Here is a 16547-nt window from a genome sequence, read left to right as displayed (position 1 = left end):
ATGACTTACCACAACAATCATAGATATCAATGGGGCTTAAAAAAGATGACTCCTGTTCAATACAGAAATCATCTTCTTGTAGCTGCCTAGTCTTTTTTAAAATGTCCTTGACAAGGGGTACAGTTTACAATGACAGCTGCTTTTTTGGTGCTGCGGATAGTCATCACCGGGGTAGTTTTTCTACATTATTGAGTTGTTAAGGGTTAAGGACGTACCTAGAATAAAAGTTAGACTAATATACTTTTAACTTCAGAATAGTTAGAGTAACTAAACCGGCAGATGTCAAATTCGACATCTTTATGTAAGCGGATACATAAAAATAATGTAAAATACTAGCGTTTTATGTAGTTTTTTAAACGACTCTATACTCTACTTGTTGAGATTATATAAGGACTTATTATACCTATATAAAAAAAATTAAAAAAATTTTCAAAAATCTGTTTTAAAATGAACAAACATTCAGTACAATAGACGATAGGAGAGAATGAATGTTTTGTAGGAATAGGAGAGACTTAAGGAGGAATTACCTTGGCAACTGTTACAGAAATGAATTGGTATAATAAATATCCTAAAGAAGTCCCTCAATCTATTAACTATGAAGATCAGACACTACATGGTCTTCTGAAAGATACGTATGAAAAATCGCCATCAAAATATGCTACATACTTTTTTGGTAAACAAATGACGTATGCTGAACTCTATAAGTCAGCATGTAAGTTTTCAAATGCTCTTATGGATGCTGGTTTGCAAAAGGGTGACCGCGTTTCGATCATGCTTCCTAACTGTCCGCAAGCTGTTATTGCTTATTATGGAACGTTAATGGCTGGTGGTGTTGTTGTTCAAACGAATCCACTATATGTGGAAAGAGAGTTAGAGCATCAACTTGCAGATTCTGGAGCGAAATTTATACTTTGTTTAGATCTTCTTTATTCACGTGTAATGACAGTAAAAAAGAACACACAGGTTGAAAAGGTAATTGTAACCGCTATCAAGGATTACTTACCATTTCCGAAAAGTTTGATCTATCCATTTATTCAAAAGAAGAATTACGGGTTTAAACCAGAAGTGGACTATAATAGTACTACAGTGAAGTTTGTTTCCTTTCTATCACAAGGTAAAGAGAAAGTACCGGAAGTTAAAGTAGATCCTAAAGAAGATCTAGCTTTACTTCAATATACAGGAGGAACTACAGGTTTAGCGAAAGGTGTAATGCTTACACACCGTAACTTAGTTGCAAATACGACACAATGTTTTCATTGGATGTATAAACTGAACAGTAAAGAAAATCGAACGCTGGCGGCGCTTCCATTTTTCCATGTTTACGGAATGACCGTGTCAATGAACTTGTCGATTATGACTGGCTCGCAAATGTTCATTGTTCCTAAATTTGATCCAAAAGAAATTTTACAAATTATTGATAAACACAAAATTACGATATTCCCAGGTGCCCCAACGATGTACATTGGTTTAATTAACCACCCTGATATCGAGAAATATGATTTGTCATCAATTGAGGCGTGTATTAGTGGATCTTCCTCATTACCTGCTGAAGTTCAGGTGAAGTTTGAGGAACTTACAGGCGGGAAATTAGTAGAGGGTTACGGTTTAACTGAAGCTTCTCCAGTTACACACTGTAATCCGATTTGGGAAGAAAGACGTGGAGCAAGTATCGGTCTGCCATGGCCTGACACTGAAGCTGTTATTTTTGTGGAACCGGGAGAAGTGGCTAAACCAGGTGAAGTAGGAGAGCTTGCTGTCCGTGCTCCTCAAGTTATGAAAGGCTATTGGAATCGTCCTGAAGATACACAAGCTACGTTCTATGAGGATTGGCTGTTAACAGGGGATATGGGTTATATGGACGAAGATGGCTACTTCTTCATCGTTGATCGTAAAAAAGACATGATCATAGCAGGTGGATTTAATATCTACCCACGTGAAATTGAAGAAGTACTTTTTGAGCACGATGCGATCCAAGAAGCAGTCATCATTGGTGTACCGGATCCGTACCGCGGGGAAACAGTTAAAGCTTTTATCGTTACAAAAGAAGGCGCATCTGTTACAGATAAGGAACTCGATAAGTTCTGTAGAGCTCGTTTAGCAGCGTATAAAGTCCCTCGTCAATATGAATTCCGTAAAGAGTTACCTAAGACAATGGTAGGTAAGGTATTGCGTCGCGTTCTAGTAGAAGAAGAAGAACAAAAACTAAACGAGAAGAAATCTAGCTAATAAATAGAAAAAGGCTGACATTGTGTCAGTCCTTTTTTTATGGTAGTTTTCGTCTACTTCGTTGCTGTTGGTCCATTTTTTGAGAATGCTTGAAGAGCAAGCATATTTTTAGCGCACGTCCGCAGCAACAGCAACAATTATTAAGAAAAGAGCCTTTTATATAAACATAGAAAAAGATTACGCTTTCATTTATGTTGACGGTAACTATTGGTAAATGAAGTGTTTTGAAGGCCTTAATTAAAGGAGTTTTGCCACCGCATTTTATTGTTGGAGTGTTCATAAAGGTTTCATACATTGCTTTACTATTTGTTTCATTATATGATAGAACTAAAGTGTAAGGTGTTATCTTATATTTTTGAGTTGTATAAAAAGAGTTTTGTTTTCAAAAATTCTCACAACTTAAATAATTCCATTGACAAATAACGGTCCTTCCCATAGAATATGAAATATGAATGAATGGTCATTCATTTTAATGAGCAATCTAATAAAAAGTTGCTCTGAAAGGAAGAATGCCATGGGTAAGAAAAAAGGACCTAAATACGATCAAATTATTGAGGCAGCGGTTAAAGTAATCGCTGAAAATGGCTATCATCAAGCGCAAGTATCAAAAATTGCAAAAGAAGCAGGAGTTGCTGATGGAACAATCTACCTCTATTTTAAAAACAAAGAAGATATACTTATATCTTTATTTGAAGAAAAAATGGGAAGATTTGTTGATAAAATTCAGGAACAGATCGAAGGAAATTTAACTGCAAAAGAGAAGCTTTTTATCTTAATTGAAATGCACTTCAAACAACTGGCAGAAAATCGATCACTTGCTATTGTTACGCAATTAGAACTTCGCCAGTCTAACCCTGAGTTAAGGTGGAAAATAAATGAAGTGTTAAAAAAATATTTAGATTTAATGGACACCGTTCTAACAGAAGGGAAAGAAAGCGATTACTTCTCAGAAGATTTAGATTTCCGGTTAGCAAGACAAATGATTTTTGGTACACTAGATGAGGTAGTTACAAACTGGGTAATGAAAGATTGTAAATATGATCTGGTCTCACTTGCAAAGCCAATGCATCAACTATTGGTGGGTGGTCTTTGTAATAGATAAATAGAAAAAGAGGATGCTTACCATGAGAGGAGTGAGTAAAGACAGATGGAAACTTTATCTGTAAGAGTGGAACAAAAAATAGCCACAATCACTTTAAACCGACCTCCAGCAAACGCCTTATCTTCTCAATTGCTTCAAGAGTTGGCACAGGCCTTTGATGAGGTTGAGCATAATGAAGATGTGAGTGTTATCATTCTTCATGGAGAAGGGCGCTTTTTTGCTGCAGGAGCAGACATAAAAGAGTTTACTACGCTTGAAAGCGGTGCCAAGTTTGCTGAGTCAGCAACTGAGGGTCAGCGATTAATGAACCGTATTGAAGCTTTTCCTAAGCCGGTGATTGCAGCTATTCACGGGGCAGCACTTGGCGGCGGTTTAGAGTTAGCGATGGCGTGCCATATTCGTCTTGCTACTGAAGATACGAAACTTGGTTTGCCTGAACTTCAATTAGGATTAATTCCTGGTTTTGCGGGTACACAACGCTTACCTCGTATTGTTGGCCAAGCAAAGGCAACAGAGTTAATCTTAACGAGTGAACCGATTTCCGGATCTGAAGCTTTATCTTTAGGTCTTATTAATTCAGTACATTCTGAGCAAGCGCTCATGATGGAAGAAGCTTATAAACTAGCAGGTAAGATTGCAAAGAAAAGTAGTTTTACTATGAAGCTTGCATTAGAAGCATTAACTTATGCGAAGGATGCAAACTTTACTGCAGGTTTAGAGAAAGAAGCAGAGCTCTTTGGTGCTGCTGGAGAGTCTCATGATAGTAAAGAAGGTATCCAAGCATTTATTGAAAAACGTAAGCCAGAATTCAAAAATAAATAAGTTAACTATTTTAGGGAGGGACTATAATGAATATTTTCGTAATTATGAAACGCACCTTTGATACAGAAGAGAAAATCAATGTCAGTGGTGGACAAATTGATGACAGCGGAGCTGAATTCATCATCAACCCATACGATGAGTATGCAATTGAAGAAGCGATCGTTCTTCGTGACGAGCACGGTGGAGAAGTAACTGTTGTAACAGTAGGAACAGAAGATTCTGAGAAAGAACTTCGTACAGCTCTAGCAATGGGTGCTGATAAAGCAGTTCTAATTGATAGTGAAGACGTTGAAGAAACTGACCAATTCACAACTGCTACTTTACTAGCAACATATTTAAAAGACCAAGAGGTTGATATTATCTTAGGAGGAAACGTAGCGGTAGACGGTGGTTCTGGACAAGTTGGACCTCGTGTTGCTGAAATGCTAGGTATGCCTTCAGTAACTACAATCACGAAGTTAACTGTAGATGGAAATACAGCTACTATCGTACGTGATGTTGAAGGTGATGAGGAAACGGTTGAAGTTTCATTACCAGTACTTGTAACAGCTACACAAGGCTTAAACGAGCCTCGCTACCCATCTCTTCCAGGAATTATGAAAGCGAAGAAGAAGCCATTAGAAACACTTGATTTAGATGACCTAGATTTAGAAGAAGAAGATGTAGAAGCAAAAACAAAAACGGTAGAAATCTTCCTACCACCACAAAAACAAGCAGGTAAAATTCTTGAAGGCGAAACAGATGCTCAAGTAAAAGAACTTGTTTCATTATTAAAGTCTGAAGCGAAAGTCATATAATTGGGGGGATCAACATGGCAAAGAAAGTACTAGTTTTAGGTGAAATTCGTGAAGGTGAACTTCGTAATGTTTCGTTTGAAGCAGTTGCAGCTGCTAAACTAATCGCAGACGGTGGAGAAGTAGTTGCTGCGTTATTAGGTGAATCAGTAGGCGATCTAGCAAACGCTATGATCCATGCTGGTGCTGATCGTGTAGTTAAAGTTGAACATGCTGACTTAAAAGCATATACAACAGATGCTTACCAACAAGCTATTCTACAAGTTATGGATGTTGAACAACCAGAAGGCGTTGTTATGGGACATACTTCAATAGGTAAAGACGTGTCTCCTCGTATTGCTGCAAAATTAAACGCTGGTTTAGTTTCTGACGTAGTCAATGTTGAAGTTGACGGTGGCGATGCTGTATTCACTCGTCCAATCTACTCAGGTAAGGCATTTGAGAAGAAGCAAGTTGAAGAAGGAACTGTTTTAGTAACAATTCGTCCGAATAACATTACTCCATTAGAGAAGGACGAGTCTCGTTCTGGAGATGTTGGAAGTGTTTCTGTAGAAATTAAAGACCTTCGTACAATTGTTAAAGAAGTTGTACGTAAAGCAACTGGTGGAGTCGATCTTTCAGAAGCGAAGATCATCGTTTCTGGTGGACGTGGAGTAAAAAGTGCTGACGGTTTCAAACCGCTTCAAGAACTTGCAGACGTATTAGGTGCTGCAGTAGGTGCATCTCGTGGTGCGTGTGATGCAGAATATTGCGATTACGCATTACAAATTGGTCAAACAGGTAAAGTCGTAACTCCAGACCTTTACTTTGCATTTGGTATCTCAGGGGCAATCCAGCACTTAGCGGGTATGTCTAACTCTAAAGTTATCGTTGCAGTTAACAAAGATCCAGAAGCTCCGATCTTTGAAGTAGCGGATTACGGTATCGTTGGCGACTTATTCGATGTTGTTCCTCTATTAACTGAAGAACTTAAAAAAGTAGTTGTATCTTAATATGTATACGAAAAAACCGCTTCTATAATGAAGCGGTTTTTTTTAACAATCTTTTCTAAAGGTATGTTTACGTAAATACACGTTGTTGAAGTACGTGTGCATTTTTGATCGTTCTACACAATCAGTATAAAATGCAGGAATATAATAAATTACACTAAAATAACAAGAATATACATAAAACTGCGTTATTTTAAATTGGAAAGGGTATCATACATGTGTGAGCAACAATATAGCAATCATTATACCGTAATGGTATAATGCATTTGTAGAAAAAGTTGGATTATAAGGAGGATTTTAATAATGGCAATTGTAAACGCAACTGATCAAAACTTTGCAACTGAAACTGGAGAAGGTGTAGTATTAGCGGACTTTTGGGCTCCGTGGTGCGGACCTTGTAAAATGATCGCTCCTGTTTTAACAGAACTTGATGAAGAAATGGGCGACAAAGTGAAGATTGTTAAATTAGACGTTGATGAAAACCAAGAAACAGCTGGGAAATTCGGTGTAATGAGTATTCCTACATTAATGGTATTCAAAAACGGTGAGAAAGTTGACCAAGTGGTTGGTTTCCAACCAAAAGAAGCATTAGTTGAGCTATTAAATAAACATCTTTAATAGATAAGTTTGTAATTGACTCCGTTCATGACGGGGTCTTTTATTTTTTATAACTACTACCAGTGGTTATTTAAAATGGCTATTGGGCTTTAACCGAACGAGGATTGATTAGTTCCCAGCACTTGGCATCGAGTTAAGAGTACACTTTTTATGTGCAGTATGAAATTAGAGCACTCACAGGCCCTTATTTCAATCAAATACTGCTGTTTTTCATAATTAGAGCACTCAAATACCCTTATTTACAAGTTTTCATAGAAAATATCAGTGATTTTAAGCAAATAAGGTCCTCTCAGTCCCCTAAAAAAACAGAAACACAGGATGAGCTGCTTCACTGCACAAGAGTCTAGCGCAGGGGAATAGCCCTACTAGAGTGCATTCTCTCACCGTACATTTAGCACTTGCCACATTTGTCAGTTTTTAAAAGATTGTACCTTTTAGTTGCAAATTTCCTTTCTTTTGAGAACAATAGAGAGGAGGGAGGAAAATGTATGTCTACTCTGAAAGAAAAATTAGCAGTACTTCCTGATCAACCAGGTTGTTACTTGATGAAAGATCGGCAAGGAACGATCATCTATGTAGGAAAAGCTAAAATACTAAAAAATCGAGTACGGTCCTATTTTACTGGAACACACGATGCGAAAACACAAAGACTTGTCAGCGAAATAGCCGACTTCGAATATATTATTACATCTTCAAATCTTGAAGCACTCATATTAGAGATGAATTTAATTAAAAAGCATGACCCGAAATACAATGTCATGCTAAAAGATGATAAATCGTATCCGTTTTTGAAAATCACATCAGAAGAACATCCGCGCTTGATTACAACACGTAATGTAAAAAAAGACGGTGGAAAGTATTTTGGTCCTTATCCAAACGCAGGAGCAGCAACTGAAACGAAAAAGCTGCTCGATCGACTTTATCCATTAAGAAAATGCAATACCTTGCCTGACCGTGTCTGCCTATATTATCACATTGGTCAGTGTTTAGCTCCATGTGTTCAAGAAGTAACTAAAGAGCAAAACCAAGAGATGGTACAGGAAATTACGAAATTTTTAAAGTATGGGCATGAAGAAGTGAAAAATCAATTACTAGATAAAATGAATAAAGCAGCAGAAGACTTGAATTTTGAGCGTGCTAAAGAATTAAGAGATTTAATTCAGCAAATGCAAACGATCATGGAGAAACAAAAAATGTCAATTAACGACAGAATCGACCGCGATGTGTTTGCTTATGCCTACGATAAAGGCTGGATGTGTGTTCAAGTGTTTTTTGTGAGACAAGGAAAGTTGATAGAGAGGGATGTTTCAATTTTTCCATTCTATCAAGAGCCGCTTGACGATGTCTTAACGTTTATTGGTCAGTTTTATTTAAAAAAAGAACATGTTAAACCGTCAGAAATTTTAGTGCCTGAAGAAATCGAGGCCGATTTAGTGGAGCAACTGTTGTCGGTAAAAGTCCAACAACCGAAAAGAGGTAATAAGAAAGACCTTCTGAACCTAGCTCAAAAGAATGCAGAAGCAGCATTAAAAGAGAAATTTGCAATTATTGAACGAAATGAAGAACGGACGATAAAGGCGGTTGAAAATTTAGGGAAAGCATTAGGTATTTCTACACCATACCGGATTGAGGCATTTGATAACTCGAACATTCAAGGAACTGATCCAGTGTCAGCAATGATTTCATTTATAGATGGGAAGCCTAGTAAAAAGGACTACCGAAAGTATAAAGTAAAAGATGTTGAAGGCCCTGATGATTACGCTTCGATGCGAGAGGTCGTTTACCGCCGTTATTCAAGGCTGTTAAAAGAAAATGGTCCATTTCCAGATCTAATTGTTATCGATGGAGGAAAAGGACAAATTGCAGCCGCTCAAAGCGTCCTAGAGGATCAGCTCGGTCTCACAATTCCTGTATGTGGTTTAGCTAAAGATGAAAAGCACCGTACATCTCAACTTCTCATGGGAGATCCACCTGAAGTAGTACCATTACAAAGAGACAGTCATGAATTTTATTTATTGCAAAGGATTCAAGATGAAGTTCATCGGTTTGCGATCACTTTTCACAGGCAGGCACGAAGCAAAACGATGTTTTCTTCTATTTTAGATGACATTGATGGAGTAGGAGAAAAGAGACGACGGAAACTTCTTAAACATTTTGGTTCGATAAAAAAAATGAAAGAAGCAAACATCGAAGACTTTAAAAAGATTGCTATTCCAGAAAAAGTGGCAGCAGAAATCATACGTGTATTAAATAGTAATGAAGATAAAAAGTAATTGTCAGTATCACGATGTTCTGTTAAAATGAAAACAACTTAATATACCGAACTTCTAATTTGAAGTGGTGGTAGAGGAGCGAAAACCAAGAGTAGGCAAAGTGAGGAAGATGGGTTCCATAGACATTTGCTGAAAGGGGAATTCGCCGAAGCGTTAAGAGTCTCATCTCTCTTATTGCTGGACTTGTATTGAATAGGTACAAGGCTGTCACGCAACCAACCCAAAAGTTGTGTGGAGAACTATCTCACGGAGCAAGGGAACATCTATTACCTTTTTTGGTATTCCAAGCAACAGTGAGGACTCTTCCTTTCTGTTGCTTTTTTTGTTTTCTTTCTCAGTTACAAATCTATATTCAAAAAGCAGGACAAAAAGCGGACTTTTTGAATGTCTTTTCAAGAAAGGATGAAATCATAGTGGCGATCATAGTACAAAAATACGGCGGGACGTCTGTAGGGACAGTCGAAAGAATTGAACACGTTGCAGGACGAGTTGCTAAAACAGTAGCACAAGGACATGAAGTAGTTGTTGTCGTTTCAGCAATGGGGAAAACAACAGACCAACTCGTTAAACTAGCAAGTGAAATATCGGATAAACCGAGCAAACGTGAAATGGATATGCTTCTTACAACCGGTGAGCAAGTGACGATTTCTTTACTTGCTATGGCACTTCAAAAGAAAGGCCTCGGTGCGACATCTTACACAGGATGGCAAGCAGGTATCGTGACAGAAGACAGTCATAGTAATGCAAGAATACTGGATATACAAACGGAAAAAATTCAAGCGCAGTTATCTTTAGGCAATGTTGTGATTGTAGCAGGGTTTCAAGGTGCGTCACAAGACGGCGAAATTACAACGCTAGGTAGAGGCGGTTCCGATACGACTGCTGTTGCGTTAGCAGCTGCATTAAAAGCAGAGCGATGCGATATTTATACAGATGTTACAGGAGTGTATACGACAGATCCACGGTTCATAAGCGGAGCGAGAAAGCTGCATTCGATTTCTTATGATGAAATGTTAGAAATGGCCAATTTAGGAGCAGGGGTTTTACATCCTAGAGCTGTGGAGTTTGCAAAAAATTATCAAGTGAAATTAATGGTTGCCTCAAGTATGGTTGAGGAAGTAGGTACGTTAATTGAGGAGGACGTTTCAATGGAACAAAATTTAATTGTACGCGGGATTGCATTTGAAAATGATGTAACGAAAATCACTGTTTCAGGGTTGCCCAACCTAATCGAAACGCTGTCAAATGTATTTAGCATATTATCAGAACACGGTATTAATGTAGATATTATTATACAAAACCAAACTGCTGAAGAAAAAACAAGCATTTCTTTTTCAACAAGCCGTTCTTCATTAGATGAGGCGTTGGCTGTATTAAACAACCATAAAGAGGAACTGCAGTTTACAGAATTAACACATGAAGGTGATCTTGCAAAAGTATCCATTATCGGATCCGGAATGATATCTAATCCGGGGGTTGCAGCGCAAATGTTCAAAATTCTAGCTGAAAATGACATTCTAATTAAGATGGTTAGTACATCAGAAATTAAGGTTTCAGCCTTAGTTGAAGAAGAAATTATGGTTCCTGCTGTGGAAGCACTCCATAGAGCGTTTCAATTAGAAGAGCAAGAAGTAACTGTATAAACGATTTCCTTATAAAGAGTCCCCACTTTTGATCGTCTTTATGACAGAAAGTGGGGACTTTTAATAGTGCTTATTTTTTTGCGGACTGAGAGGCCCTTATTTTAGCGAAATCCGCATGTTTGGATATTTCCCGGACTCACAGGCCCCTATCTAATCAAAATCACTGATAAAAATCACAAATAGTAGTAAATAAGGGCCTCTGAGTCCTCTAAACTAAAAATTACTACATTTTCAACACGAATAAGGGCCTGTGAGTCCGCTAAACTAAATTTCGAAACGCAACACTCGAAACAACTTAAAGGCTCACCTTTAACACGACGTCAAACGGCCGCTGCGCCTTTCTTATATGGGGTCCTTCAAATCCCATTTTAACGTGATAAGTACTTTGTCTTTTTTTTCTTGAACAATCGCTTCTGTCATATGTTTCTTCTGGTTTTCAATTTGCTCTGCTAAAAAGCCAGCTTCTAGTTGGTAAGTTACAGGCACTTTCTCACGGTGAAATGGCGAAATTAGTTCTAAAATGAGCTCATCTTTTTTTTCTTTGGTGAGAGTCAATTCTCCCCAACCAACTGTAGAAAAGAACTCAATAATATCGTCCAGACTTTCTTTTGGATACTGTCGTGCAATACCTTTCCCAGCCCAATATAAGATATTTTCATGATCTTTACCTAATAAATCAGACATGAGAACATTTCGAATTAAATGGTGTCCAAATAGAGGAATCACCTGTTCACTTTTTAGTAAAGTTTGCTCAGTTTTCTTCATCTATGTAACTCCTCTCTTATTATTTATTATAATCACACATTTTGTTTTTCTCTATGTTCAATTTGATGGATTTTAAATTTACTTTATAAAATTAATCATGTATACTATACCGCGAACGAAGCGGAGGTAAATTTATGAAATTAGCGCTGAATCAGTTTCTAACACCTTTTCGAATTATTTTATTATCGTATGTTATTGCAATGATGCTGTTCAGTATCCTTTTGTATCTTCCCATATCTCATCAGGAAGGTGTGAATCTTAAATTTTCAGAGGCATTGTTTACTTCTGTTAGCGCAGTTAGTGTAACAGGGTTAACCGTCGTAAATGTCTCAGAAACATACAGTTATTTTGGAATTTTTTTCTTAGCGTTAGCGATCCAATTAGGTGGCATAGGGATCATGACATTAGGAACGTTTGTATGGATGTTATTTGGGAAAAAAATTATCTTATCTCAACGTATGCTCATCATGGTGGATCAAAACCAAAATACATTTTCGGGTCTTGTGAATTTAATGAGAGGTATCTTATTTGTAGCCTTAATCATTGAGGTAATTGGAGCCCTTATTCTAGGTACATATTATATACGTTATTTTGATACGGTTGGGGAAGCGTATTATCAAGGAGCCTTTGCGGCATTAAGTGCATTTACAAATGCCGGTTTTGATATTACAGGTCAGTCTCTCATCCCATTTGCAAATGACTACTATGTTCAACTAGTTGTTATCTTATTAATATTTGCTGGTGCCATCGGCTTCCCAGTTTTATTAGAAGTCAGAGAATATTTCTCAAAAGAGAACCCTAATTTTAAATTTAGTTTATTTACGAAAATTACAACAACGACGTACTTTGCGGTGTTTATTATTGGAGTAATTGGGATCTGGTTGCTTGAGTTAGGCCATTTTTATGAAGGGCTGGCATGGCATCAGCAATTATTTTATTCTTTATTTAACTCAGCAACGTCACGTAGTGGTGGTTTAGCGACAATGGATGTGTCAGAATTAAGCATAGCTACATTATTATTTATTTCTGGTCTTATGATCATAGGGGCAAGTCCTTCTTCTGTAGGTGGTGGAATTCGTACTACGACTCTTGCCGTTATGTTCTTAACGATTTGGAGCTTCGCATTAGGTAAATCGGATGTTAAAGTATTTGGCAGGGAAATTCATCCTGAAGATCGTCAGAAAGCCTTTATTGTATTAAGTGTATTTATACTGTTGTTATTTAGTGCGGTCATTCTGATCTCAGCATTTGAAGGCGGAAAAGTCCCGTTAATGGCTATTATTTTTGAAACAGCTTCGGCTTTCGGAACGTGTGGGCTTTCGATGGGGATAACAGCTGACTTAAATTTTGCCAGTCAATTTATATTAATGATTTTAATGTTTATTGGTAGGGTAGGTTTAGTAGCATTCTTATTCTCTATTCGACGTAAGGAAACAAAAAGTCATTATAAATATCCAACTGAGCGAATTATTATTGGATAATAGAATGAGGTTAGCATTTTGAAACAGAAAGCTTTACCTGTTATTTAAGAGAGTATAGAGCCTGGCATTTGCTTGGCTCTTTTTAATACTCTGCTTTAACATTAGAAGTTTCCATAACTTAGTAGGCTAAGAAATTTAAGACTATTTTCTTATTTTTCATTACAATCGGCTCAAAATATGAGAAAATAATAAAAGAAACTCGTATAATTCATGATGAACGATGTGTGTTTTCTACTAAATTATCTTTTTTTACCCTATATTCTAGTTAACTCAAGGTTATATTTGAATTTTTTGAATATATCCTGTATACGTTTTCTTGACGATATAAGTCGATGGGAGTAAAATAAATTTGTCGCAATATATTCACAGAAACTTTACTAAAGTTTCATATTTTATCTTATTAATGCTTTACGAAAACAAAGTAGGGAGGTACAGCATTATAAGCGAAAAGAAAAGAGATAACTAGAGGACAAGATGTTAAAAGTCAAAAAAATTTGTGGGGGGACATTTGTATGGCTGGAAATCGAGAGTTTATGAATCGGAAGCTACACTCTTTATTGGGTGTCATTCCAGTTGGATTATTCTTAGTTCAACACTTAGTTATTAATTATTTTGCTACTAGAGGTGCTAGTGCTTTCAACCAAGCATCTCATTTTATGGAAAATCTTCCATTTCGTTATTTTTTAGAGATTTTTATAATCTTTATTCCATTACTATATCATGCAATTTATGGTCTTTATATTGCTTTCCAAGCAAGAAATAATGTAAGTCATTACGGTTTTTTCCGTAACTGGATGTTCGTTTTACAACGTGTCACAGGTATAATTACATTAATTTTCGTAGTATGGCATGTTTATGAGACTCGTATTCAAGCAGCTTTCGGAGCTGAAGTTAACTATAATATGATGGCTGACATTTTAAGTAGTCCATTTATGCTAGTGTTCTACTTTGTTGGTGTTATCGCTACAATTTTCCACTTTGCGAATGGATTATGGTCATTTGCAGTTTCTTGGGGTATTACAGTTACTCCTCGTTCGCAAGTTATCTCAACTTATGTAACTATCGGTATTTTTGTAGCCCTTACTTGGGTAGGTGTTCGTGCAATCTTAGCATTTATTAATCCAGAACTAGCAAACATTTAAGGAGTGAGTGATTATGAGTAAAGGTAGAGTTATTGTTGTCGGTGGTGGCTTAGCCGGATTAATGGCAACTATTAAAGCTGCAGAAGCAGGCGTACCAGTCGATTTATTTTCATTAGTTCCAGTAAAACGTTCTCACTCAGTATGTGCGCAAGGTGGAATTAATGGTGCTGTTAATACAAAAGGTGAGGGTGACTCACCGTGGGAACATTTTGATGATACAGTTTACGGTGGAGACTTCTTAGCAAACCAACCTCCTGTAAAAGCAATGTGTGATGCGGCTCCTGGAATTATTCACTTAATGGACCGTATGGGTGTAATGTTTAACCGTACACCAGAAGGATTACTAGATTTCCGTCGTTTTGGTGGGACACAACATCACCGTACAGCGTTCTCAGGTGCAACGACTGGCCAACAGTTACTATATGCACTAGATGAGCAAGTACGTCGTTGGGAAGTTGCTGGTCTCGTTACTAAATATGAAGGCTGGGAATTCTTATCTGCTATTAAGGATGACGAAGGCGTCTGTCGCGGGATTACTGCACAAGACTTAAAGACGATGGAAATCCATCATTTTGCAGCTGATGCAGTAATTATGGCTACTGGTGGTCCTGGTATTATCTTTGGTAAATCTACAAACTCAGTGATTAACACTGGATATGCTGCTGCTTCTCTATATGAGCAAGGAGTATATTATGCAAATGGTGAGTTTATCCAAATCCACCCAACAGCAATCCCAGGGGATGACAAACTTCGTTTAATGAGTGAGTCTGCACGTGGAGAAGGTGGACGTGTTTGGACATATAAAGATGGTAAACCATGGTATTTCCTAGAAGAGAAATATCCTGCATACGGTAACCTAGTACCACGTGATATTGCAACTCGTGAAATCTTTGATGTTTGTGTTGAGCAAAAACTAGGTATTAATGGTGAAAACATGGTATATCTAGATCTTTCTCATAAAGATCCAAAGGAACTTGATATTAAACTTGGTGGTATCATTGAAATTTATGAAAAATTCATGGGAGACGACCCTCGTAAAGTCCCAATGAAAATTTTCCCGGCGGTTCACTATTCAATGGGTGGTATGTGGGTTGACTACAACCAAATGACAAATATTCCGGGTCTATTTGCAGCGGGTGAGTGTGATTATTCACAACATGGTGCCAACCGTTTAGGTGCTAACTCATTATTATCAGCTATTTATGGTGGTATGGTTGCAGGACCTAATGCAGTTGAGTATATCAAAGGATTAGAAAAGTCTACTGACGCTGTTTCTTCAAGTGTATTTGAAGATGAGAAGAAGAAAGAACAAGAGCGCTACGATAACATTCTAAAAATGGATGGTAAAGAAAATGCGTATGTTCTTCATAAAGAGCTTGGTGAGTGGATGACTGACAATGTTACAGTTGTTCGTCATAATGACAAGTTATTAAAAACAGATGAGAAGATCCAAGAATTAATGGAACGTTACAACAACATTAATATTGTTGATACTGCGAAGTGGAGCAACCAAGGTGCTTCATTTACACGTCAATTAAAAGGTATGTTAAACCTAGGCCGTGTAATTACACTAGGTGCTTACAACCGTAACGAAAGTCGTGGAGCGCACTATAAACCTGAGTTTCCAGAGCGTAATGACGAAGAGTTCATGAAAACAACAATGGCAAAATATAATGCTTCTACTGGTAACCCTGAATTCCATTACGAAGATATTGACGTTTCTTTAATTCCACCTCGTAAACGTGACTATACGTCAAAAAAACAAGGAGCTGCTAAATCATGAGTGAAAACAAATCAGTAAAATTTATCGTAACTCGTCAAGAAGATCCTAACAGCGCCCCTTATAAAGAGGAATTTGAAGTTCCATATCGTCCAAATATGAACGTTATTTCGGCTCTTATGGAAATTCGTCGTAATCCAGTAAATTCAAAAGGGGAAAATACGACACCAGTAAACTGGGAAATGAACTGTTTGGAAGAAGTTTGTGGAGCATGTTCAATGGTAATTAACGGAAAGCCACGCCAATCTTGTACAGCTCTTGTTGATCAACTCGAACAACCGATTCGTGTGGAGCCGATGAAAACATTTCCTATTGTTCGTGACTTAGTGATTGATCGTAGTCGTATGTTCGATTCACTTAAGAAAGTAAAAGCATGGATCCCAATCGATGGTACTTATGATTTAGGTCCTGGACCACGTATGCCAGAAACAAAACGTCAATGGGCATATGAACTTTCGAAATGTATGACTTGTGGTGTATGTTTAGAGTCTTGTCCGAATGTAAATAGTAAATCAGATTTCATCGGACCTGCACCATTATCTCAAGTTCGATTATTCAATGCTCACCCAACAGGGGAAATGAACAAAGAAGAGCGATTAGAAACAATTATGGGAGATGGAGGACTTGCAAACTGCGGGAACTCACAAAACTGTGTTCAGTCTTGTCCAAAAGGTATTCCATTAACGACTTCTATCGCAGCACTTAATCGTTCAACAACGATCCAATCATTCAAAAACTTCTTCGGAAGCTACTAATAACAATAAAAGGCTCTCCTTTCGGGAGGGCCTTTTTTGTTCGCCCAGCATGGGCGAACTCTAACGGGTGAAAGTCCCGAGTACGACCTTGTAGCGGTAAGTACATAGCCAAAAGCAAGGGTGTCCATGGTGACGTGGAATCTGAAGGAAGCTCGAG

Annotated in this window: 14 protein-coding genes and 1 riboswitch; of the genes, 13 read left to right on the top strand and 1 reads right to left on the bottom strand. The window is 37.6% G+C overall.

Features of this window, described 5'->3' with window-relative positions; genetic code table 11:
• From ACNSTQ_RS22385 to ACNSTQ_RS22345, 9 genes are all read left to right on the top strand, one after another.
• Positions 1-90, top strand: a 90-nt coding sequence (locus ACNSTQ_RS22385) for an IS3 family transposase (RefSeq protein ID WP_418199123.1), incomplete at its 5' end; no start/stop codon positions are given.
• Between the two features lie 438 nt (positions 91-528).
• Entirely contained in the window at positions 529-2226 is a 1698-nt protein-coding gene (locus ACNSTQ_RS22380) for an AMP-binding protein (RefSeq protein ID WP_418201962.1), read from the top strand.
• A 448-nt stretch (positions 2227-2674) separates the two neighbouring features.
• Positions 2675-3328 carry a TetR/AcrR family transcriptional regulator gene (locus tag ACNSTQ_RS22375; protein ID WP_418201961.1) on the top strand — a complete coding sequence of 218 codons (654 nt, stop codon included), beginning with the start codon at positions 2675-2677 and terminating at the stop codon, positions 3326-3328.
• Positions 3329-3373: 45 nt separating this feature from the next.
• A complete protein-coding gene (locus ACNSTQ_RS22370; RefSeq protein WP_418201960.1) occupies positions 3374-4150 on the top strand; it encodes an enoyl-CoA hydratase in 777 nt (258 codons plus the stop codon).
• A gap of 26 nt (positions 4151-4176) precedes the next feature.
• Positions 4177-4947, top strand: a complete 771-nt coding sequence (locus tag ACNSTQ_RS22365; protein WP_418201959.1) for an electron transfer flavoprotein subunit beta/FixA family protein — start codon at positions 4177-4179, stop codon at positions 4945-4947.
• Between the two features lie 14 nt (positions 4948-4961).
• Positions 4962-5936, top strand: a complete 975-nt coding sequence (locus tag ACNSTQ_RS22360; RefSeq protein WP_418201958.1) for an electron transfer flavoprotein subunit alpha/FixB family protein — start codon at positions 4962-4964, stop codon at positions 5934-5936.
• A 300-nt stretch (positions 5937-6236) separates the two neighbouring features.
• Positions 6237-6551: a thioredoxin gene (trxA, locus tag ACNSTQ_RS22355; protein WP_275117011.1), complete on the top strand. Its 315-nt coding sequence runs from the start codon at positions 6237-6239 to the stop codon at positions 6549-6551.
• Between the two features lie 488 nt (positions 6552-7039).
• A complete protein-coding gene (uvrC, locus tag ACNSTQ_RS22350; protein ID WP_418201957.1) occupies positions 7040-8824 on the top strand; it encodes an excinuclease ABC subunit UvrC in 1785 nt (594 codons plus the stop codon).
• Positions 8825-8887: 63 nt separating this feature from the next.
• A riboswitch (Lysine riboswitch) is annotated at positions 8888-9074 on the top strand.
• Between the two features lie 163 nt (positions 9075-9237).
• Positions 9238-10467, top strand: coding sequence for an aspartate kinase (locus tag ACNSTQ_RS22345; RefSeq protein ID WP_418201956.1), 1230 nt, complete (start codon positions 9238-9240; stop codon positions 10465-10467).
• Between the two features lie 342 nt (positions 10468-10809).
• Here the strand turns inward: ACNSTQ_RS22345 and ACNSTQ_RS22340 are convergent, their stop codons facing one another.
• Positions 10810-11232 (bottom strand): YslB family protein, encoded by a 423-nt coding sequence (locus ACNSTQ_RS22340; protein WP_418201955.1) that lies wholly within the window; start codon positions 11230-11232, stop codon positions 10810-10812.
• 134 nt (positions 11233-11366) lie between these two features.
• On the opposite strand from ACNSTQ_RS22340, the gene ACNSTQ_RS22335 reads away from it, so the two are divergent.
• The 4 genes from ACNSTQ_RS22335 to sdhB all read left to right on the top strand — a co-directional run bounded on the left by ACNSTQ_RS22335 (position 11367) and on the right by sdhB (position 16390).
• The gene (locus ACNSTQ_RS22335; RefSeq protein WP_418201954.1) at positions 11367-12713 is read left to right on the top strand and encodes a TrkH family potassium uptake protein; all 1347 of its coding nucleotides are present in this window, start codon (positions 11367-11369) and stop codon (positions 12711-12713) included.
• Positions 12714-13225: 512 nt separating this feature from the next.
• Positions 13226-13855: a succinate dehydrogenase cytochrome b558 subunit gene (locus tag ACNSTQ_RS22330; protein WP_418201953.1), complete on the top strand. Its 630-nt coding sequence runs from the start codon at positions 13226-13228 to the stop codon at positions 13853-13855.
• 13 nt (positions 13856-13868) lie between these two features.
• Positions 13869-15638, top strand: a complete 1770-nt coding sequence (gene sdhA / locus ACNSTQ_RS22325) for a succinate dehydrogenase flavoprotein subunit (RefSeq protein ID WP_418201952.1) — start codon at positions 13869-13871, stop codon at positions 15636-15638.
• Entirely contained in the window at positions 15635-16390 is a 756-nt protein-coding gene (sdhB, locus tag ACNSTQ_RS22320; RefSeq protein WP_418201951.1) for a succinate dehydrogenase iron-sulfur subunit, read from the top strand. The genes sdhA and sdhB overlap by 4 nt, the downstream gene beginning before the upstream one ends.
• The last annotated feature ends 157 nt before the right edge of the window (positions 16391-16547 follow it).

The organism is Alkalihalobacterium sp. APHAB7 (assembly GCF_048323755.1).
Lineage (GTDB): Bacteria > Bacillota > Bacilli > Bacillales > Bacillaceae_F > Alkalihalobacterium.
The sequence above is the reverse complement of the archived record's forward strand: the minus strand, read 5'-3'. Positions and strand labels throughout refer to the sequence as shown.

Bases quoted from the DNA above. Each gene is read 5' to 3' on its own strand.
- ACNSTQ_RS22375 (WP_418201961.1), top strand. From the start codon at position 2,675: ATGAATGAATGGTCATTCATTTTAATGAGCAATCTAATAAAAAGTTGC.
- ACNSTQ_RS22370 (WP_418201960.1), top strand. From the start codon at position 3,374: ATGGAAACTTTATCTGTAAGAGTGGAACAAAAAATAGCCACAATCACT.
- ACNSTQ_RS22365 (WP_418201959.1), top strand. From the start codon at position 4,177: ATGAATATTTTCGTAATTATGAAACGCACCTTTGATACAGAAGAGAAA.
- ACNSTQ_RS22360 (WP_418201958.1), top strand. From the start codon at position 4,962: ATGGCAAAGAAAGTACTAGTTTTAGGTGAAATTCGTGAAGGTGAACTT.
- trxA (WP_275117011.1), top strand. From the start codon at position 6,237: ATGGCAATTGTAAACGCAACTGATCAAAACTTTGCAACTGAAACTGGA.
- uvrC (WP_418201957.1), top strand. From the start codon at position 7,040: ATGTCTACTCTGAAAGAAAAATTAGCAGTACTTCCTGATCAACCAGGT.
- ACNSTQ_RS22340 (WP_418201955.1), bottom strand. From the start codon at position 11,232: ATGAAGAAAACTGAGCAAACTTTACTAAAAAGTGAACAGGTGATTCCT.
- ACNSTQ_RS22335 (WP_418201954.1), top strand. From the start codon at position 11,367: ATGAAATTAGCGCTGAATCAGTTTCTAACACCTTTTCGAATTATTTTA.
- ACNSTQ_RS22330 (WP_418201953.1), top strand. From the start codon at position 13,226: ATGGCTGGAAATCGAGAGTTTATGAATCGGAAGCTACACTCTTTATTG.
- sdhA (WP_418201952.1), top strand. From the start codon at position 13,869: ATGAGTAAAGGTAGAGTTATTGTTGTCGGTGGTGGCTTAGCCGGATTA.
- sdhB (WP_418201951.1), top strand. From the start codon at position 15,635: ATGAGTGAAAACAAATCAGTAAAATTTATCGTAACTCGTCAAGAAGAT.